This is a genomic window from Pantoea sp. paga (assembly GCF_007558755.1).
Taxonomy (GTDB): Bacteria; Pseudomonadota; Gammaproteobacteria; order Enterobacterales; family Enterobacteriaceae; genus Pantoea; species Pantoea agglomerans.
Genome location: NZ_VLTF01000009.1, coordinates 93,201 through 113,216 on the forward strand (window position 1 = coordinate 93,201; position 20,016 = coordinate 113,216).

Sequence of the window (20,016 nt, forward strand, 5' to 3'; positions counted from 1 at the left end):
GAGATGGTGACGATTTACCACAACCCGCGCTGCAGCAAGAGCCGCGAGACGCTGGCGCTGCTGAACGCCCGCGGGATAGAGCCGGAAGTGGTGCTCTATCTGCAAACGCCGCCCGATCGCGAGACGCTGCAAATCCTGTTAAAGAAACTGGGAATGCAGAGCGCACAGCAGTTGATGCGGACTAAAGAGGCGATCTATAGCGAACTGGCACTCAGCGACAAAAGCGAAAGTGCGCTGCTGGATGCGCTGGTGGAACATCCGGTGCTGATTGAAAGGCCGATAGTGATCAATGGCGACAAGGCGCGGATCGGACGTCCGCCCGAAGCGGTGCTCGACCTGTTTTAAAGGCCGAGTGTCTCTTTCACAAACGGAATGGTGAGTTTACGCTGGGCGCTGATCGAGGCGCGATCAAGCCGATCCAGCGTATCAAACAGGGTGCGCATTTCACGATCCAGTCGCTTCAGCAGGAAGCGTCCCACATCTTCCGGCAGCTCAAATCCGCGTAACCCGGCGCGCAGTTGCAGCGCCTGTAATTTGTCTTCGTCGGAGAGAGGCTGCAGGCGATAGATCTGCCCCCAGTCCAGCCGCGAGGCGAGATCGGGCAGTTGCAGATTAAGCTGGCGTGGCGGACGATCGCCGGTAATAAACAGGCGCGTATTACCGGTTTCCAGAATACGGTTATAGAGATCGAAGATCGCCATTTCCCATTCAGGCTCGCCTGCAATGCACTCGATGTTATCGATGCAGACCAGTGACAGCTGCTCCATCCCTTCCAGTACTTCCGGTACAAACCAGGTGCGTTTATCCAGCGGAACGTAACCGACCGCTTCGCTGCGCGCTGACATCTCGGCGCACGCGGCGTGCAGCAAATGGCTCCGCCCTCCGCCTTCGCGTGACCAGAAGTAGAGATAGCTGCCATGTTGTTGGTTGAGAGCGCCTTTCAGCGCGGCAATCAGCGACGGGTTTTCCCCCGGCCAGAAGCTGGAGAAGGTTTCATCGTCAGGTAAATAGAGTGGCAATGACAATTGTGCCGGCGTGTTCAGAAGCACCTCAGCAAGAGAACAAGCAAAAAATCGGGGGAAGTCTAACACAGTTTTCAGAAAGAGATGAATGGGGCGTCCCTGCCCCGATCCTGTCAGGCTTGCTGCGATCACGGCTCGCGCGATTCTTCAGCCTCCAGCACCACTTCTTCCGGGCGCAACAGCGAGATCACACGGAAGATCAGCGCTAATCCCACCCCCACGATCGTCGCCAGCGCCATGCCTTTCAGCTCCGCAGCACCGATATGCACCTTCGCACCGCTGACGCCGATGATCAGGATCACCGAGGTCAGGATCAGATTTTGCGCTTTGTTGTAATCGACTTTGGATTCGATCAACACCCGGATACCGGATGCGCCAATCACGCCATACAGCAGCAGCGACACGCCGCCCATTACCGGTACCGGGATCGCCTGAATCACCGCCGCCAGTTTGCCGACACAGGAGAGCAGGATCGCCAGAATCGCCGCACCGCCAATCACCCAGGTACTGTAGACGCGGGTAATCGCCATCACACCGATGTTTTCACCGTAGGTGGTGTTAGGCGTTGAACCAAAGAAGCCGGAGATGACCGTTGATAAGCCGTTGGCGAACATCGAACGATGCAGGCCAGGGTCGCGAATCAGATCTTTCTTTACGATGTTGGCGGTGACTACAAGATGACCGATATGCTCGGCAATCACCACCAGCGCCGCAGGCAGGATCGTCAGCATCGCCACCCACTCAAAGCGCGGGGTATAGAAGGTTGGCAGCGCAAACCAGGGGGCTTTGACCACGCCGCTCCAGTCAACGATGCCCATAAATGCAGAGAGCAGATAACCCGCCACCACCCCAACCAGAATCGGGATGATCGCCAGGAAGCCACGAAACAGCACGGAACCGAATACCGTCACTGCCAGCGTGACCAGCGAAATCAGCACGGTTGTACTGTCGGGCGCGCTGCCTTCCGCGGGCAGCAGACCTGCCATATTGGCGGCTACCCCTGCCAGCTCCAGACCGATGACGGCGACAATCGCGCCCATCGCCGCCGGGGGAAACATCACATCGAGCCAGCCGGTGCCCGCGCGTTTGACAATCAGCGCCACCAGACAGAACAGCACGCCACACAGGATAAATCCGCCCAGCGCGACCTCATAACCCAGCGGCAGCAATAGCAGTACTGGCGAGATAAAGGCAAAACTGGAACCGAGGTAAGCGGGAATTTTGCCTTTACAGATAAAGAGGTAGATCAGCGTGCCTACGCCGTTGAATAACAGCACCGTCGCCGGGTTGATGTGGAACAAAATCGGTACCAGTACCGTGGCACCAAACATGGCGAACAGGTGTTGCAGGCTGAGTGGAATGGTTTGCAGTAACGGCGGTCGTTCACTGACGCCAATGGCGCGACGAGTCATCATTTATCCCCTTGTGTTATTTATCCCCCAGGGCGCGCGCCTCTGGCACAGCAGCAGGCACGCCGGTGAGCCTTGCAGCCACACCAAACCCGTTCGGGGATCTTTTTTTTGCCAAAAAAAAGCCGACTCTCTGGTCGGCTGTGCGATTATTTGGTTCCGAAAATCTTGTCCCCGGCATCGCCGAGTCCGGGAATGATGTAACCTTTCTCATTCAGTCCCTGATCCACTGACGCGGTGTAAAGCTCAACGTCAGGATGCGCTTTCTCCAGCGCGGCAATCCCTTCTGGTGCGGCAACCAGTACCAGCACTTTGATGCTGGTGCAGCCCGCTTTCTTCAGCAGGTCGATGGTAGCGATCATGGAACCGCCGGTCGCCAGCATAGGATCGACGACCAGCGCCAGACGCTCTTCGATGTTAGAGACCAGCTTCTGGAAATAGGGAACCGGCTCCAGTGTCTCTTCATCACGGTAAACACCCACCACGCTGATACGGGCGCTGGGAACGTGCTCCAGCACCCCTTCCATCATGCCAAGGCCGGCACGCAGAATCGGCACCACCGTGATTTTTTTGCCTTTGATCTGATCGATCTCTACCGGGCCGTTCCAGCCCTCAATGGTTACGCGCTCTGTTTCCAGATCGGCGGTCGCTTCGTAGGTCAGCAGGCTGCCCACTTCAGACGCCAGCTCGCGAAAACGCTTTGTACTGATATCGTGCTCACGCATCAAGCCCAGTTTATGTTTGACCAGCGGGTGTCTGACTTCCACGATCTTCATTGGTGTTCTCCCGGAATGAGTTGAGCTAAAAAAAAATCGCGGGATTATACCGCCTTTTGCGCTCCGCGCCACCTGCTCTTGCGCAAAGCCGCGGGTTTTACCGGGACAAATAGAGGATTAATGAAAATCGTCCGATGCGCAATCCCGGACTCGCAAACGTTTGCCTGCACTGATAGAATTGCCGCGCTTTATTTTAAACCACCAACCGCAACTCGCGTGGGGACCTCGCAGTGACCGACAAAACCTCTCTCAGTTACAAAGACGCCGGTGTTGATATAGATGCTGGTAACGCTCTGGTTGACCGTATTAAAGGCGTAGTGAAAAAGACGCGTCGCCCGGAAGTGATGGGTGGACTGGGCGGTTTTGGTGCGCTTTGCGCGCTGCCGCAAAAATACCGTGAACCGGTGCTGGTCTCCGGCACCGATGGCGTTGGCACCAAGCTGCGTCTGGCGATGGATCTCAAACGTCACGATGCCATTGGTGTTGACCTGGTGGCGATGTGCGTCAACGACCTGGTAGTACAGGGCGCCGAGCCCCTCTTCTTCCTCGACTACTACGCTACCGGCAAACTGGATGTGGATACCGCTTCTGCGGTGATCACCGGCATCGCCGAAGGTTGTCTGCAGTCGGGTTGTGCGCTGGTGGGCGGTGAAACCGCTGAGATGCCAGGCATGTATCACGGCGAAGATTACGACGTGGCCGGTTTCTGTGTTGGCGTGGTGGAAAAGTCAGAGATCATTGATGGCAGCAAGGTGCAGGATGGCGACGTATTGATTGCCCTCGGCTCCAGCGGCCCGCACTCCAACGGCTATTCGCTGGTGCGCAAGATTCTGGAAGTCAGCAACACCGATCCACAGACTGAACAGCTGGAAGGTAAACCGCTGGCCGATCATCTGCTGGAACCGACCCGCATCTACGTGAAAAATATTCTGAGCCTGATTGAGCAGGTCGATGTGCACGCTATCGCACACCTGACCGGCGGCGGCTTCTGGGAAAATATTCCGCGCGTGCTGCCCGACAATACTCAGGCCGTTATCGACGAGAAGAGCTGGCAGTGGCCGGCCGTCTTCAGCTGGTTACAGCAGGCGGGCAACGTCAGCCGTTTCGAGATGTACCGTACCTTTAACTGCGGTGTCGGCATGATCATCGCCCTGAGTCCGGCAGACGCGGATAACGCGATTGCGCTGATGCAGGCTGCGGGCGAGAAAGCCTGGAAGCTCGGCGTGATTAAAGCGTCTGATGCCGAAGAGCGTGTGGTCATCAACGGATGAAAAAGCTGGTTGTACTGATTTCCGGCAACGGAAGTAACCTTCAGTCCATCCTTGACGCCTGTGCAAGCGGGCGGATTCACGGCAGCGTGGCTGCCGTGTTCAGCAATCGTGCCGCCGCTTATGGCCTGACGCGGGCGCAGGAGGCGGGGATTCCCGCCCACTCGCTTGCCGCCAGCGACTTCGCCGACCGCGAAGCCTTCGATCGCCAGCTCATCGCTGAAATCGAAGCCTACACTCCAGACCTGATTGTGCTGGCCGGCTATATGCGCATTCTCAGCAGCGCGTTCGTGGCCCATTTTCACGATCGCCTGCTGAATATCCACCCTTCCCTGTTGCCGAAATATCCGGGTCTGCATACGCATCGTCAGGCGCTGGAAAATGGCGACAGCGAACATGGCACCTCCGTGCATTTCGTCACTGACGAACTGGATGGGGGGCCGGTGATCCTGCAGGCAAAAGTCCCGGTATTTCCCGGCGACAGCGAAGCGGAGATTACGGAGCGGGTGCAGCACCAGGAGCATGCCATCTATCCGATGGTAATCGGCTGGTTTGTGGAGGATCGTCTGGCGATGCGTGACGGCCAGGCCTGGCTGGATGGCGAACCGCTGCCGCCGCAGGGTTATGCTAACGACTGACGCTTCAGAAGCCGTTGCGGGTTTTCCCACAGACGGCTGAAAAAATCAAAGCGATGGGAGACTGTACCCGTAGTAAAGCATCGCGGGCCATGGACAAAAACGTCGGGAGCGTTTTGAACAACGCAAAGCGTTGGCCCGGCTACGGGCGCACCTCAGGGATGAGGTGCGTAATCGCCCGCGCTGAGCCGCCAGGGATGGCGTTTTTTGCGTCTTTACGAAGGGTACAGGCTCCCTGAGCCGGTGCTTCATTCCCACCTTACGAAAGCCTGCTTTTCCCCTTTCTCAGCCGTAGCGCCCCGTAATGTAATCTTCGGTGCGTCGCTGTTTTGGCGCGGTGAAGATACGGTCAGTCTCATCAAACTCCACTAACGCGCCCTGATGCATAAACGCGGTGTAATCTGACACGCGAGAAGCCTGCTGCATGTTGTGCGTCACCAGCACCAGCGTGAAATGCTGCTTGAGCGTGGTCATCAGCTCTTCAATCACCAGCGTGGAGATGGGATCGAGTGCGGAAGTCGGCTCATCCAGCAGCAGAACTTCCGGTTCAATCGCAATGGCACGGGCAATTACCAGTCGCTGCTGCTGTCCGGTCGAGAGCGTCAGTGCATTCTGTGACAGCTGATCTTTGACCTCACTCCACAACGCCGCCGCGCGCAGCGCACGTTCACAGGCTTCGTTCAGCACCCGCCGATCGCGTACACCCTGTAAGCGCAGCCCGTAGACCACATTTTCATAGATCGATTTTGGAAAAGGATTGGGGCGCTGAAACACCATGCCGACCCGACGACGCAGCGCCGAGAGATCCTGTTCAGGTCGCAGGATCGGCTGCGATCCCAGCAACACCTCACCCTCGACCCGGCAATGATCAATCACATCATTCATGCGATTAAAACAGCGCAGCAGCGTCGATTTGCCACAGCCGGAGGGGCCAATCAGCGCGGTAATCTTGTTTTTCGGCACCTGCAGCGAAATAGCCTGCAGCGCCTGGCGCTCGCCATACCACAGCGACAGCTGGTTAACGGTCAGCGCGATATCCGTGTCGGACGTCATAGTCATAGCCTGTTATTGAGTCATAAGGCGATAGCGTTCACGCAGACGGTGACGCAGGCCCATCGCCAGCAGATTAAGCGACAGAATAATCAGCACCAGCAGCAGCGCGGTGGCGAACACCAGCGGCCGGTCAGCTTCAATATTCGGACTCTGAAACGCCAGATCGTAAATCTGGAAGCCCAGATGCATAAACTTGCGGTCCAGATGCAGATAAGGAAACACCGCGTCGACAGGCAGTTCCGGCACCATTTTTACCACGCCAACCAGCATCAGCGGCGCGGTTTCACCGGCGGCACGCGCCACCGCCAGAATCAGGCCGGTCAGCATGGCAGGCACCGCCATCGGCAGCACCACGTTCCACAGGGTTTCCGCCTGAGTCGCGCCCAGCGCCAGCGAACCCTGCCGCAGGCTGTTGGGAATGCGGGATAATCCCTCTTCGGTCGCCACAATCACCACCGGCAGCGTTAATAACGCCAGAGTCAGCGACGCCCACAGCAAACCAGGTGTTCCGAAGGTGGGATTGGGCAGCGCGCTGGCGAAGAAGAGCTGGTCTATCGTGCCGCCCACCAGCCAGACAAAGAAGCCCAGACCAAATACGCCATAGACGATTGAAGGGACGCCTGCCAGATTGACCACCGCGATGCGCACCAGTCTGGTCAGCGCATTGCGTCCGGCATATTCATGCAGCCAGATGGCGGCGATGACACCCAGCGGCATCACGACCACCGACATCAGCAACACCATCAGCACGGTGCCAAAGATCGCCGGGAACGCCCCGGATTCACTCTCGCCTTCAGCGGGTGAATCACTGACGAAACGCCACAGCTGCTCCAGGAAATGCAGCGTTTTGCCGGTCAGCGTCATCGCGTTCGGCTTCCAGCTGTCAACGATTTCGGTCAGCGGGATCGCATGTTCGGTGCCATGCACATCCCGCAGGATTAACAGATCGCGCTGACTCTGCTGTTGCAGCGAAGCCAGTGTCTCGCTCAGCTGATTAAAACGGCGCTGCAAAGCGGCCTGATTGGCCTGATATTCTGACTCGGCCTGCAGATCAAAGCGCCCGGCAGCACGGTTTGTGGTCGCCTGCTCATCAAGCTGCTCACGCTGGCTGTTGAGGCGCGCCATATCGACCCGGCGAATCTGATTAGCCTGCCGCACCAGCATCTGCACCTGTCCGAGCCGCTGATGCAGCAGCGCATCGGGATCCTGCGCAGTTAGCTCTTCATCATCTTCACGCAGGCCGACAAACCAGCCGTATGCCTGACCGTGGCTACGGCGCTGCAGCACCATGATGTCCGCTGGCTGGCTGACCTGCGCCGCCGTGCGACTGTAAACTACCCGGAAATCGGGTGCGTCCCAGTCACGGTTACCGGTTTTAATCAGATAGCGATTAACCTGTCCGCCGCTGTTGCCCTGCTCATCTGCCGGGGCCGGAAAGCGCCGCTGATGTTCCAGGGTTTCACCCAGCAGCCGCGTCTCGCCCCCTTCAGGCTGGCTAAACGTGTAGAGATCGACGCGCTGCGGCCAGAAAGCGCGCACGCCCTGCCAGGCCAGTAACCCAATCAGCAGCGTAAAGGCCAGCAGGCAGACGGCTACGGCACCGGCGGTTAGCCAGCGCCAGCGATCGTTCTGTCGCATCGCTTTCATGCCTGCTCCTCGTGCTGGCTGTAGCGCTGGCGCAGTCGCTGACGGATCAGCTCGGCAACCGTGTTGATCACCAGCGTAAACAGCAGCAGCATCAGGGCGCTGAGAAACAGCACGCGATAATGAGCACTCCCCGCCGCCGCTTCCGGCATCTCAATGGCGATATTGGCGGACAGCGCGCGCAGGCCGCTGAACAGGCCACCTTCACTTTGCGGCGTGTTGCCGGTCGCCATCAGCAAAATCATGGTTTCTCCTACGGCACGCCCCAGACCAATCATCAGGGCGGCAAAAATACCGGCGGAAGCACCCGGCAGCACGACGCGTGTCAGGGTTTGCCACGGCGTCGCGCCCAGTGCCAGCGAGCCCTGCCCTAACGCTGCGGGCACGCTGAACAGCGCATCCTCAGAGAGGGTAAAGATCAGCGGTACCAGCGCAAAGCCCATCGCCAGCGCGGCTACCAGCAGATTGCGCTGTTCGTAATGCGGCAGCCAGTCGCCCGCATCCGGTATCAACAGCGTGGGCAGCCACAGCGTCAGCAGCGTGACCAGCAGCAACAGCGGCAGCAGAATCAGCACTTCACGACCCGGCTGACGCCAGCGCGGCGGTAAACGCGCGCTGAATACGCCGCACAGCAGCAACGTGCCCGCCAGCGTCAGCGGCAGCAGCAGCACACCCACCAGCGCCTGACCAATATGCGGCGCGAGCCAGATCCCGGCAATCAGCCCCACGACCACGCTTGGCAGCGCACCCATCATCTCAATGGCCGGTTTGACCCAGCGTCGCAGGCCGGGCGCCATAAACCAGGCGGTGTACATCGCCGCCGCCAGCGCCAGCGGTGTGGCAAACAGCAGCGCTAAACTCGCCGCTTTCAGCGTACCCATCACCATCGGCATCAGGCTGAACTTGGCCTGATAACTGTCACCCGCCGCGGTCGATTGCCAGATCCAGTCCGGTCCGGGATAATTTTCATACCAGATTTTTTGCCAGAAATTGCGCCAGGTAACGTCCGGCCACGGATTATCAAGCCGCAGGGTCTGCCAGCTTCCCGCCCGTTCAATCAGCAGGCTGTCGCCACGTGGCGAAAACTGCGCCTGCACAATGCCAGGTTCCAGCTGACGCTCCAGTATCGGGCCATTCTGCTTGCTGGCGAACAGCCGTAACAGCCCCTGTTTGCTGAGCGTCGCAAACACGCGACGTTGTGATTCCGTCACCAGAATGGTCTCGCCGTCGCTGCTGGCAAAGGTACGAATGCGCTGCAGGCGCGGCCCCTGTTCGCTGGCGATAGCAAACCACTGCGTGACACCGCTGCGATCCTGGATCAGCAGGCTTCTGCCGCCCACCAGCAGATGCAGACTTTTTGGCTGATGCGGCAGGGTGTGCGTTTCGCGCAATAGTGCACGGTCATCATCAAGTTGCCAGACCCGCAGCAGATTGCCTTCGGTGGTGTAGAGCAGATCGCCGGACGGCGAGAGCGCCAGCAGATCCAGCTGGCGTTGCGGCAGCGGGATAACCGAGGCCTGGCGATCGGTCCCAAGCGTCAGCACCCGGAGTCCGGCCTCAGTGAGTGCGGCTATACGCCACTGACCCGCATGGCGCGTCGCCAGCGCCATCTTCGTCACTGCGCCATCGGGCAGATGAAACGGTTTGTCGCCCAGCGGAAAACGCCACTGCTGGTCGGCCGTGGGCTGCATCAGTGTCAGCGCACCCTGCATATTCAGCAGTAGCGTCTGCTCATCGGCACTCCGCACTATCTCGCCGGGCGGCGGGGTCAGGGCCAGTGCCGGTTCCGCAGGCTGACCATCCAGCGGGATAAAACGCGCCGCACCGCGCTCGCTGATGCGCCATCCGACCTTCCCCTGATTGCCAATCGCTAAGGCTGGCGCACGATCCCAGAGTTGCTGGCTGGCCGCAATCTGCAGGCCCGGCGCATTAAACAGCGGTAATACCACGCCAATCAGCCAGCAGAAGAGCAGCAGCATCAATAGCAGGATCGCCACGCCACAGCAGGTGACCAGTCGCCGTGTCAGACGGTCAACGGCACGACGCTTACGATCGCTGAATTGGACAGGAATGTGGTTTGCGCTCATGCGGTTCCGCTAGCAGGCCAAAATAAGCCGCTATGTTGCCCGTAGCCGATTGATAAGACAACTCCTGGCGTTGGACAACGCTGCCATACTCTCGCCATAATGTTGGTGGATACTGGATCTTCAGTCCTGCAACCGCTAAATGGAGTGAGAATGGGTCAGGTAAAGCTTTATATTGAAAAAGAATTAAGCTGGTTATCCTTTAATGAACGGGTTTTGCAGGAAGCAGCAGACAAAAGCAATCCACTGATTGAGCGGATGCGCTTTCTGGGTATCTACTCCAATAATCTCGACGAATTCTATAAAGTGCGTTTTGCCGACCTCAAACGCCGCATTCTGATTGGTGAAGAGCAGGGTTCCGCCAGTACGCCACGCCATCTGTTTAAGAAAATTCAGCAGCGGGTGATGAAGTCCGATCAGGAGTTTGATGCGCTATATAACGATCTGCTGCTGGAGATGGCACGTAACCAGATCTTCCTGATCAACGAACGTCAGCTCTCATCCAATCAGCAGGCGTGGCTGCGCCACTACTTCAAGCACGAGCTGCGTCAGCATATCTCGCCGATTCTGATCACCCATGAAACGGATCTGACCGAATTCCTAAAAGATGACTACACCTATCTGGCGGTAGAGATAATTCGCGGTGACAATATTCAGTATGCGCTGCTGGAAATTCCGTCCGACAAAGTCCCGCGTTTCATCAATTTACCGGCAGAGCCACCGCGCCGCCGTAAGCCGATGATCCTGCTGGATAACATCTTACGTTACTGCCTGGATGACATTTTTAAAGGCTTCTACGACTACGACGCGCTCAACGCCTATTCAATGAAAATGACGCGTGACGCCGAGTACGACCTGGTCACGGAGATGGAGTCGAGCCTGCTGGAACTGATGTCCTCCAGCCTGAAGCAGCGACTGACGGCGGAACCGGTGCGTTTCGTCTACCAGCGCGATATGCCCGACACGATGGTGTCGCTGCTGTGCCACAAGCTTTCCATCTCAAACCTGGACTCCATCCTGCCAGGCGGCCGCTACCACAACTTCAAAGACTTTATCGGCTTCCCGAACGTCGGCAAAAACAACCTGGTGAACCGCCCGCTGCCGCAGATTCGCCACATCGGCTTTGATGGTTTCCGCAACGGCTTCGATGCGATTCGCAATCGCGACGTACTGCTCTACTACCCGTACCACACCTTTGAGCATGTGCTGGAGCTGCTGCGTCAGGCGTCGTTCGACCCCAGCGTGCTGGCGATCAAAATCAACATCTACCGCGTTGCTAAACATTCCCGCATCATGGATGCGATGATCCATGCCGCTTATAACGGTAAAAAAGTCACGGTGGTGGTGGAACTGCAGGCGCGCTTCGATGAAGAAGCCAATATTTACTGGGCGAAACGCCTGACTGAAGCGGGCGTGCATGTCATTTTCTCCGCACCAGGCCTGAAGATCCACGCCAAGCTGTTCCTGATTTCACGCCGCGAAGGCGAAGAGATTGTGCGCTACGCGCATATCGGTACCGGCAACTTTAACGAGAAAACCGCGCGTCTCTATACGGACTACTCGTTGCTGACCGCGGATGCGCGCATCACCAATGAAGTACGTCGGGTGTTCAACTTTATTGAGAATCCCTACCGGCCCGTGACGTTCGATCATCTGATGGTCTCGCCGCAGAACTCGCGCCGGATGTTGTATGAGCTAATCGACACCGAAATTGCTAATGCGCAGCAGAATAAGCCCTGCGGCATTACTCTGAAAATCAACAATCTGGTGGACAAAGGTCTGGTTGATCGGCTTTATACAGCCTCCAGCGTAGGGGTGAAGGTCAATCTTCTGGTGCGCGGAATGTGCTCATTAATCCCTGACTTGCCCGGGATCAGTGAAAATATTCGTGTCATCAGTATTGTTGACCGTTATCTGGAACACGATCGCGTCTATATTTTTGAGAATGGCGGCGATAAGAAGGTGTTCCTCTCCTCCGCTGACTGGATGACACGTAACATTGATTACCGTATCGAAGTGGCAGTGGCGATTCTCGATCCCCACATCCGGCAGCGCATACTCGACATTATTGCTATTCAGTTGAGTGATACGGTGAAAGCCCGCATCGTGGATAAAGAGTTGAGTAACCATTACGTCCAGCGCGGCAATCGTCGTAAAGTGCGATCGCAGCTGGCCATTTATGATTACATCAAGAAACTGGAACAACCTGAATAAATCCTATGCCAATTTCTCATAAAAGTACGCCAAAACCCCAGGAGTTTGCGGCGATTGACCTGGGCTCGAACAGTTTCCATATGGTGATTGCGCGGGTTGTCGATGGTGCGATGCAGGTACTGGGCCGCCTTAAGCAGCGCGTCCATCTGGCTGACGGGCTGGATGCCCGGCACAACCTCAGCGAGGAAGCGATGGAGCGGGGGTTAGCCTGCCTGGCCCTGTTCGCCGAGCGCCTGCAGGGGTTCAGTCCGAGCAACGTGACGATTGTCGGTACCCATACGCTGCGCGAGGCGGTCAACGCCGAAACCTTCCTGCAACGTGCGGCCGAGGTGATCCCTTATCCGATAGAGGTGATTTCGGGCCATGAAGAGGCTCGCCTGATCTTTATGGGCGTTGAACATACCCAGCCGGAGAAAGGCCGCAAGCTGGTAATCGATATCGGCGGCGGATCAACCGAGCTGGTCATTGGCGAGGATTTTGAACCGCAACTGGTTGAGAGCCGACGCATGGGTTGTGTCAGTTTCGCCCAGCTCTATTTCCCGAAAGGTGAAATCAGCCGTGAAAACTTCCGTCGCGCGCGTTTAGCGGCCGCGCAGAAGCTGGAAACGCTGGCGTGGCAATATCGTCTGCATGGCTGGCAATATGCGCTGGGCGCGTCCGGCACCATCAAAGCCGCCTGCGAAGTGCTGCTGGCGATGGATGAAAAAGAGAAGCTGATTACGCCTGAGCGCCTTGAAAAGCTCTATGACGAAGTGATGAAACACAAATCCTTTGCTGCACTCAGCCTGCCGGGTCTGTCGGAAGAGCGTAAAGGCGTGTTTGTACCCGGGCTGGCGATTCTGTGCGGCGTCTTTGATGCGCTGGCCATTCGCGAATTGCGCCTCTCCGACGGTGCGCTGCGTGAAGGCGTGCTCTATGAGATGGAGGGCCGTTTCCGCCATCAGGATATTCGCAGCCGTACGGCACAGAGTCTGGCAAACCATTACGCCATCGACAGCGATCAGGCACGACGCGTGCTCGACACCACCGAGCAGCTTTATCTGCAGTGGCGCGAGCAGAATCAGAAACTGGCGAATCCACAACTGGCCGCACTGCTGAAATGGGCGGCGATGCTGCACGAAGTGGGCCTGACCATTAATCACAGCGGCCTGCAACGCCATTCAGCCTATATTCTGCAAAACACCAACCTGCCGGGCTTCAATCAGGATCAGCAGATGCTGCTGGCGGCGCTGGTCAGATTCCATCGTAAAGCGATAAAGCTTGATGAGCTGCCGCGCGTGACGCTGTTCAAGAAAAAGCAGTTTGTGCCGCTGATTTTCCTGCTGCGCCTGGGTACCCTGCTGAATAATCAGCGACAGGCCACCACGCGTCCGGAGGCGTTAACCCTGAAATGCGATGACGGCCACTGGACGCTGACCTTTCCGGCGGGCTACTTCACGCAGAACAACCTGGTTCAGCTCGATCTTGAACGGGAGCAGGTTTACTGGAATGACGTCACGGGATGGAAACTGATCCTCGAAGAAGAAGTCTGACAACCCGGGCGCCTGGCGCCCGTTTAACTGAATTGATGAATATGACACAACCAACCGCACCACTTTCAGGCGAAAACTATTTTGCCGAAACCTATGGTTTAACGCCGCCCCACTCCGAAGTGGTTGCGGCGCTGCCCCAGCTTAACGTCGGCAAGGCACTTGACCTTGGCTGTGGCGTGGGACGCAATACGCTGTTTCTGAATCAGCACGGTTTTGACGTCACGGCGTGGGATCATAATCCGCAAAGCCTGGCGCGCCTGCAGGAGATTATTGCGCAGGAAAATCTCAGCGGCATTCATACCGAGCAGCGCGACCTGAACAACACGCGCTTTAATGGCGGCTTCAACTTTGTGCTGTCGACCGTGGTGATGATGTTTCTGCAGCCGCAGACCATTCCGCAGCTGATTGCCGACATGCAAGCCTGTACGGTCAGAGACGGTTTTAACCTGATCGTAGCGGCAATGAACACGGACGATATGCCCTGCCCGGCTGATTTCTCCTTTGCGTTTAAATCAGGCGAGCTCAGCCACTACTACCGCAACTGGCACATCGTGAAGTACAACGAGCACCCCGGTCAGTTGCATCGCACAGATGAAAATGGCAACCGCATCACCTGTCGGTTTGCGACGCTGCTGGCGCAAAAAGCGAGTTACTGATCTTTATCTGCTGTTTTTTTCAACAGCGATTGATTTCATCAGGCGACTGTGACTAAATATTGCAGTCGCCCCAGATGGGGTCATTACAGGAACCACCCCGCGTGAACAGCGCTATTTCTCCCCGAAGACGTCAAAAAACCGGCACCATGACCCGCATTGTGCTGCTGATTAGTTTTATCATTCTTTTTAGTCGCCTGATTTTTATCCTGCCTGCTGCCTTCGAGCATCATCAGCAACAGAAAGCTATTCCTGAACCGGTTGCCATAACATCAGGCGATACGCGATAGCGAATAACCAATAACGACATTTCGCCTGAAACGCACCTGAAACTTAAACGTTATCCAGATAACTGGACTCTTTTTTGCATCCCTTTTTCAGGCAAAACGCTACACTTCGTGCTGGTGCTTTCAGACTTAAGGGATCCAATGTGTCTGCCTCTCACTCTCAACGTTTAAGTGAAATACGTCATCGCATTCTGACGCTGCTGCTCAGCGAGCACGATCTGGTTGATGCCCTGCTGGAGAAATCGGGCGATCTCAATCCTGAACAGCAACGTGAAAATGCGGCCCAGCGTGACGCGCTGGAACAGGACATTCTGCAACTGCATGCCGCTGACCTCGCGGATATTCTCGAAGCCCTGCCCGAAGAAGAACGTCAGGCGCTGTGGCGGCTGGTGCCGAACGAGCGGCGCGGCCATGTGCTGGTTGAAGCGTCTGAAACGGTCTGGGCCAGCCTCACCGAAGAGATGAGCGACCGCGATATCCTGCGCGCTATCCAGCCGCTGGATATCGACGATCAGGTCTGGCTGGCGCGTTATCTGCCACGTGACCTGACCGGACGCCTGCTGGCAACTGTGGAGCCCGCCCTGCGCGCCCGCATGCTCGATATGGTGCAGCTTGACCGTGACCGCGTGGGCCGGGTGATGGATTTCAATATCCTGACGGTGCGTGAAGATGTCACGCTTGCAACAGTGCAACGCTTTCTGCGCAAGCGCAAAAGCATGCCGGGCGGTACCGATAAACTCTTTATCACCAATAAAGATAATCAGCTGCTGGGCGAGCTGCTGCTGACGGACATCCTGCTTAACAAACCCAAAACCCTGGTGAGCGACGTGATGAACGCGCGCCCTACCACCTTCCAGCTCAATGATAAGGCCGAAGACGCAGCCAGCGCCTTTGAACGTTATAACCTCATTTCTGCCGCCGTCACCGACGCCAAAGGCAAGCTGATTGGCCGCGTGACCATTGAAGACATCATCGACCTGGTGAATGCCGAAAACGAAAGCAACATTCGTAAAATGGGGGGGATCAGTCAGGAAGAGGATGTGTTTGCGCCGGTGCGTAAATCGGTACGTAAACGCTGGGCCTGGCTGGCGATTAACCTCTGCACCGCCTTTGTCGCCTCACGGGTTATCGGGCTGTTTGAAGGGACGATTTCGCAAATTGTGGCGCTGGCCACGCTGATGCCGATCGTCGCGGGTATCGGCGGCAATACCGGTAATCAGACCATCACCATGATTGTGCGGGCGCTGGCCTTACATCAGGTTGAACCGGGCAACTTTTCGTTTTTGATCGTCCGCGAGCTTGGCGTGGCGCTGATCAACGGCCTGTTCTGGGGCGGCATCATGGGCGGTATCACCTGGCTGATGTATGACAATATGGCGCTGGGCGGCGTTATGATGCTGGCCATGGCGCTGAATCTGCTGCTGGCCGCGCTGATGGGCGTGCTGGTGCCGCTGGTCATGACTAAAATGAATCGCGATCCCGCCGTCGGCTCCAGCGTATTGATCACCGCCCTTACTGACACCGGCGGCTTCTTTATTTTCCTGGGGCTGGCGACGATCTTCCTGCTGCCGCACTAATCGTCAGGCTTGCAGGCCGTAACGTTGCAGCGACCCGTTAAGATTGCGCTGCCGCGTTACCTGTGCCAGCTCTCGGGTCGCCGCAGGCAGCGTATAGTTACCACGCTGACTCAGCCACTCCAGCACATCCGCTAAGTGCCAGATGGCGGTTTTACCGTCATGCACCGGCAGCGGAAACGGCGGGCGGTGGCTGAGCATCAGCTTACGCATATTCTGACGCGTCATGCCGATGATCTCCGCCACATCCGTCAATCCCACAAAATCGGGTGCGGCTTCCACCAGCGTGGCACCCGGTATCGCACGCAGCACATCCTCTTCTGCCTGTTTCAATACATCCATTGCGGAGTCAGACTCGCGGGTGAACTCCAGTGCAATTCTGCCCGGCATGCCCAGGCCGATTAGCGCATCATCACAGCCTGCCGCTGCCAGCGTTTCCAGCAGTTCATCCACCGGCGCGTGCCCTTCCGGCAGGCTGAACCGTAATGTGAAACAATATTCCATATGCTTCTCCTTGTGCTGCATCAGGACTTCAGATAGTGACAGTTGTCGACCACGCGCCGCAGCGCACGGGCATGCTGATGTGCGTTTTTTGGTGTGCTCCAGATACAGGTCAGACAAAACTCCCCACATCGGCACATCAACAGATTTTTCGGACAGTACATTTTGCCCCAGGCGTGATGGCCTCCCGTGACGACCAGCCAGCCATGGGATTCGGCGTAACGTAACGCCGCTTCGATCTCTTTGTTGGGATGCCGCTTCCTTGCCATGTTTTTCCCTATCCTGACGCTGAATTGATAAGTTGTCAACTGACAACTCGATGAAATTATCTTAGTGCGGCTCAGCATGCGCAGACTTTTTCTCGCAGTAAAACAGTCAGGGTATAAACTGGAAAACGTCACACAAAAAACGATCAGCGCCAGAAGTCATCTGGCAGCAGAAACGATTAACAACGGAGGCAATATGTTTAAAGCAGAGGATTTTGTTCAGTCGAAAACCGGCGGCCCGAAAATGCAGGTGCTGCGCGTCGAAGGTGACACCTTATGGTGTGCACGCGTTGATGATGCAGCGAAAAAAGAGATCGAAGTGAAAGCAGAGAGCGTCAATCTCTATCACGAAGAGGGTGACTTTGGCGTGTGCTGAGGTGAAACGGCCCCTGACGGGGCCAGACTGTCAGGGCTTATCCTGCTGAAGGTTGTCATTTCCCAGGCCGCCAATAAACGGCAGACGCAGCCGGAACGGTGTGAAATCGACTCCCATGTTCAGACCCAGCAGATTCACTTCAAATCCCTCTTCTGCACCCAGCGTCACTCCCGCCACACCCAGAATCGACACCTGCAGGCCGCGCCCGGATGGCGGCAGCCCGACCGGACGCCACAGTGGCCGGTAATCTTTACCCAGCGCGTTAGCGGGCAGATCAAGCCTTAAAGCGGGTACTTCGCGGCCAATATGCGCCAGGAAGGTGTTGCTGTTCGGTCCTGGCCAGGCGCGGTAGGTTGTCGGCCACGGATAGGATTTAATGGCGGCTTCAATCTGCGGGATCATCGCTTCTGCTTCCGGTCCGCGATGTTCCACCAGCAGCCGCGGTTTTGCGCCATACCAGTAGCCATCAGGCAGGTTGGTGTTGCGCCGGACTTTATCGCCGCTGCCCCAGCTAATCACTTCGTAGCGAGTGAATCGCGTTTCACCTGCGCGCTTGAAGATGATCCACGGATGCACCGCCACCGCCCCTTTCCAGCCATAGGTCGGCGCAGCATAGACCTGTACAATAGCCAGGCTATATAAAGCGCGCGGGTCGGGTGCTATCCCGGACGAATCACGTCGGGCGGTCGCCCAGCCGCCTGGCTCTGCGGTTTCGCTGTGACGCGTCGCCTGCGCAATGCTGGCTCCCAGCGATAGCAGCAGTACGGCAACAAAAAACAGGCTGAACACTTTAAGTGAGAGCATGACAACATTCCTGGTGACGTAAGAATCGCGAATCGCCTGTTCAGCAGGCGGTTTCAGTAAGCGGCGGCTTTGAGATACGGACGATCGGTGAAAGCGGCGGGTAAGAGCGGGACACCACTGACGTCAGTTGCGGGCTTTTACTGCATGGAGGATAGCGTAATTCACAGTAAAGTGAACATGAAAACACCAGCGATGGACCTGGATGCGCTGAAAGGTTAAAACAGCGAGTCTGCGCACGGTCAGAGCAATAAAAAAGCCCGCTGGGGAGCGGGCTTCAGAATTATCAGGGCTTAACTGGCTGAGGCCAGGTTATTCCCACTCAATCGTCGCTGGTGGCTTACCGCTGATGTCATACACCACGCGGGAGATGCCGTCGACTTCATTGATGATGCGGTTAGAGACACGACCCAGGAAATCATACGGCAGGTGCGCCCAGTGTGCGGTCATAAAGTCGATAGTTTCCACCGCACGCAGCGAGACAACCCAGTCATATTTGCGACCATCACCCATCACACCGACTGAACGTACCGGCAGGAAGACGGTGAACGCCTGGCTGACTTTGTTATAGAGATCCGCTTTATGCAGCTCTTCAATGAAGATGGCATCGGCACGGCGCAGCAGGTCGCAATACTCTTTCTTCACTTCGCCCAGAACGCGCACGCCCAGACCTGGACCCGGGAACGGATGGCGGTAGAGCATGTCGTAAGGCAGGCCCAGCTCCAGACCAATCTTACGCACTTCATCTTTGAACAGCTCACGCAGCGGCTCAACCAGGCCCATCTTCATCTCTTTCGGCAGGCCGCCGACGTTGTGATGCGATTTGATGACGTGCGCCTTACCGGTTGCAGAGGCCGCAGACTCAATGACATCCGGATAGATGGTGCCCTGTGCCAGCCACTTAACGTCCTGCAGCTTCAGCGCTTCTTCATCGAAGACTTCCACAAAGACGCGACCGATAATTTTACGTTTCGCTTCCGGCTCATTCTCACCTGCCAGCGCGTCGAGGAAGCGCGCTTCGCCTTCAACGTGAATAATGTTGAGGCCGAAGTGGTCGCCAAACATATCCATAACCTGTTGTGCTTCGTTCAGGCGCAGCAGGCCGTTATCCACGAACACGCAGGTCAGACGGTCGCCAATGGCGCGATGCAGCAGCATTGCCGTCACGGAGGAGTCAACACCACCTGACAGGCCGAGGATCACTTTGTCGTTGCCGACCTGCACACGCAGGCGTTCAACCGCATCTTCAATGATTTTGGCTGGCGTCCACAGGGCTTCACATTCACAGATGTCGATAACGAAGCGCTCAAGCATCCGCAGGCCCTGGCGGGTATGGGTCACTTCCGGGTGGAACTGCACGCCGTAGAAACGCTTCTCTTCGTTAGCCATGATGGCGAACGGACAGGTTTCTGTGCTGGCAACGGTCACGAAGTCAGCCGGGATCGCCGTGACTTTGTCGCCGTGGCTCATCCAGACATCCAGCAGCGGTTTGCCAGCGGCGCTGATCGCATCTTCAATATCGCGAACCAGGGCGCTTGGCGTCGTCACTTCAACCTGCGCATAACCAAACTCGCGCTCGGTTGAGCCAGCAACGGTGCCGCCCAGCTGCATCGCCATCGTCTGCATACCGTAGCAGACACCCAGCACCGGTACGCCAGCGCTGAAGACATATTCAGGCGCACGCGGGCTGTTCAGTTCGGTGGTGCTCTCCGGGCCACCGGAAAGGATGATGCCGCTTGGGTTGAACTGGCGAATCTGCTCTTCGGTGACATCCCATGCCCAGAGTTCACAGTAAACGCCCAGCTCGCGCACGCGACGTGCAACCAGCTGAGTATATTGTGAGCCGAAATCGAGAATCAGAATGCGATGCTTATGGATATTTTCCGTCGTCATTGAGGGTTTTCCAGAACGGTGACTTGAT

General features: G+C 57.0%; 19 protein-coding genes. 9 read left to right on the forward strand and 10 right to left on the reverse strand.

The window, feature by feature from the left end:
* Window positions 1-3 precede the first annotated feature (3 nt).
* Window positions 4-345, forward strand: coding sequence for an arsenate reductase (glutaredoxin) (gene arsC / locus FOV68_RS19920; RefSeq protein WP_039390809.1), 342 nt, complete (start codon window positions 4-6; stop codon window positions 343-345).
* Here the strand turns inward: arsC and hda are convergent.
* From hda to upp, 3 genes are all read right to left on the reverse strand, one after another.
* Entirely contained in the window at window positions 342-1,043 is a 702-nt protein-coding gene (gene hda / locus FOV68_RS19925; RefSeq protein WP_195719715.1) for a DnaA inactivator Hda, read from the reverse strand. The two genes, arsC and hda, sit on opposite strands and share 4 nt — an antisense overlap.
* A 107-nt stretch (window positions 1,044-1,150) precedes the next feature.
* Window positions 1,151-2,434, reverse strand: a complete 1,284-nt coding sequence (gene uraA, locus FOV68_RS19930) for a uracil permease (protein ID WP_010671338.1) — start codon at window positions 2,432-2,434, stop codon at window positions 1,151-1,153.
* 146 nt (window positions 2,435-2,580) lie between these two features.
* Window positions 2,581-3,207, reverse strand: coding sequence for a uracil phosphoribosyltransferase (upp, locus tag FOV68_RS19935; RefSeq protein ID WP_009088774.1), 627 nt, complete (start codon window positions 3,205-3,207; stop codon window positions 2,581-2,583).
* A gap of 230 nt (window positions 3,208-3,437) precedes the next feature.
* Between upp and purM the strand changes: the two genes are divergently transcribed.
* Window positions 3,438-4,478: a phosphoribosylformylglycinamidine cyclo-ligase gene (gene purM, locus FOV68_RS19940; RefSeq protein ID WP_031592563.1), complete on the forward strand. Its 1,041-nt coding sequence runs from the start codon at window positions 3,438-3,440 to the stop codon at window positions 4,476-4,478.
* A complete protein-coding gene (gene purN / locus FOV68_RS19945) occupies window positions 4,475-5,113 on the forward strand; it encodes a phosphoribosylglycinamide formyltransferase (RefSeq protein ID WP_115763804.1) in 639 nt (212 codons plus the stop codon). The genes purM and purN overlap by 4 nt, the downstream gene beginning before the upstream one ends.
* Window positions 5,114-5,395: 282 nt before the next feature.
* Here purN and pstB read toward each other — a convergent pair whose 3' ends face one another.
* Genes pstB through FOV68_RS19960 form a run of 3 tightly spaced genes read right to left on the reverse strand, consistent with a single transcriptional unit; the run spans window position 5,396 to window position 9,894 of the window.
* Window positions 5,396-6,163 carry a phosphate ABC transporter ATP-binding protein PstB gene (gene pstB, locus FOV68_RS19950; RefSeq protein WP_010260068.1) on the reverse strand — a complete coding sequence of 256 codons (768 nt, stop codon included), beginning with the start codon at window positions 6,161-6,163 and terminating at the stop codon, window positions 5,396-5,398.
* 12 nt (window positions 6,164-6,175) lie between these two features.
* Window positions 6,176-7,810 carry a phosphate ABC transporter permease PstA gene (pstA, locus tag FOV68_RS19955; protein ID WP_143991402.1) on the reverse strand — a complete coding sequence of 545 codons (1,635 nt, stop codon included), beginning with the start codon at window positions 7,808-7,810 and terminating at the stop codon, window positions 6,176-6,178.
* A complete protein-coding gene (locus FOV68_RS19960) occupies window positions 7,807-9,894 on the reverse strand; it encodes an ABC transporter permease subunit (protein ID WP_143991403.1) in 2,088 nt (695 codons plus the stop codon). Before FOV68_RS19960 ends, pstA begins: the two co-directional genes overlap by 4 nt.
* Window positions 9,895-10,044: 150 nt before the next feature.
* Here FOV68_RS19960 and ppk1 point away from each other — a divergent pair, with 150 nt between their 5' ends.
* The 5 genes from ppk1 to mgtE all read left to right on the forward strand — a co-directional run bounded on the left by ppk1 (window position 10,045) and on the right by mgtE (window position 16,154).
* Window positions 10,045-12,105 (forward strand): polyphosphate kinase 1, encoded by a 2,061-nt coding sequence (ppk1, locus tag FOV68_RS19965; RefSeq protein ID WP_010260075.1) that lies wholly within the window; start codon window positions 10,045-10,047, stop codon window positions 12,103-12,105.
* Window positions 12,106-12,110: 5 nt separating this feature from the next.
* Complete coding sequence (gene ppx / locus FOV68_RS19970; protein ID WP_010260078.1) at window positions 12,111-13,637, forward strand: exopolyphosphatase; 1,527 nt, start codon at window positions 12,111-12,113, stop codon at window positions 13,635-13,637.
* Window positions 13,638-13,678: 41 nt separating this feature from the next.
* Window positions 13,679-14,293 (forward strand): tellurite resistance methyltransferase TehB, encoded by a 615-nt coding sequence (tehB, locus tag FOV68_RS19975; protein ID WP_010671332.1) that lies wholly within the window; start codon window positions 13,679-13,681, stop codon window positions 14,291-14,293.
* Between the two features lie 101 nt (window positions 14,294-14,394).
* Window positions 14,395-14,580 carry a YfgG family protein gene (locus tag FOV68_RS19980; RefSeq protein ID WP_010671331.1) on the forward strand — a complete coding sequence of 62 codons (186 nt, stop codon included), beginning with the start codon at window positions 14,395-14,397 and terminating at the stop codon, window positions 14,578-14,580.
* Between the two features lie 140 nt (window positions 14,581-14,720).
* Complete coding sequence (mgtE, locus tag FOV68_RS19985; RefSeq protein ID WP_010671330.1) at window positions 14,721-16,154, forward strand: magnesium transporter; 1,434 nt, start codon at window positions 14,721-14,723, stop codon at window positions 16,152-16,154.
* A gap of 3 nt (window positions 16,155-16,157) precedes the next feature.
* Here mgtE and FOV68_RS19990 read toward each other — a convergent pair whose 3' ends face one another.
* Window positions 16,158-16,655: an AlpA family transcriptional regulator gene (locus FOV68_RS19990; RefSeq protein ID WP_134161081.1), complete on the reverse strand. Its 498-nt coding sequence runs from the start codon at window positions 16,653-16,655 to the stop codon at window positions 16,158-16,160.
* A gap of 20 nt (window positions 16,656-16,675) precedes the next feature.
* Window positions 16,676-16,921, reverse strand: a complete 246-nt coding sequence (locus tag FOV68_RS19995) for a hypothetical protein (protein ID WP_143991404.1) — start codon at window positions 16,919-16,921, stop codon at window positions 16,676-16,678.
* A gap of 193 nt (window positions 16,922-17,114) precedes the next feature.
* On the opposite strand from FOV68_RS19995, the gene FOV68_RS20000 reads away from it, so the two are divergent.
* Window positions 17,115-17,294: a hypothetical protein gene (locus FOV68_RS20000; RefSeq protein WP_022624131.1), complete on the forward strand. Its 180-nt coding sequence runs from the start codon at window positions 17,115-17,117 to the stop codon at window positions 17,292-17,294.
* Window positions 17,295-17,324: 30 nt separating this feature from the next.
* Here FOV68_RS20000 and FOV68_RS20005 read toward each other — a convergent pair whose 3' ends face one another.
* Both FOV68_RS20005 and guaA read right to left on the reverse strand, forming a co-directional pair.
* Window positions 17,325-18,098 (reverse strand): DUF3750 domain-containing protein, encoded by a 774-nt coding sequence (locus FOV68_RS20005; protein ID WP_031594025.1) that lies wholly within the window; start codon window positions 18,096-18,098, stop codon window positions 17,325-17,327.
* Between the two features lie 309 nt (window positions 18,099-18,407).
* Window positions 18,408-19,988: a glutamine-hydrolyzing GMP synthase gene (gene guaA / locus FOV68_RS20010; protein ID WP_010671325.1), complete on the reverse strand. Its 1,581-nt coding sequence runs from the start codon at window positions 19,986-19,988 to the stop codon at window positions 18,408-18,410.
* Window positions 19,989-20,016: the final 28 nt, after the last annotated feature.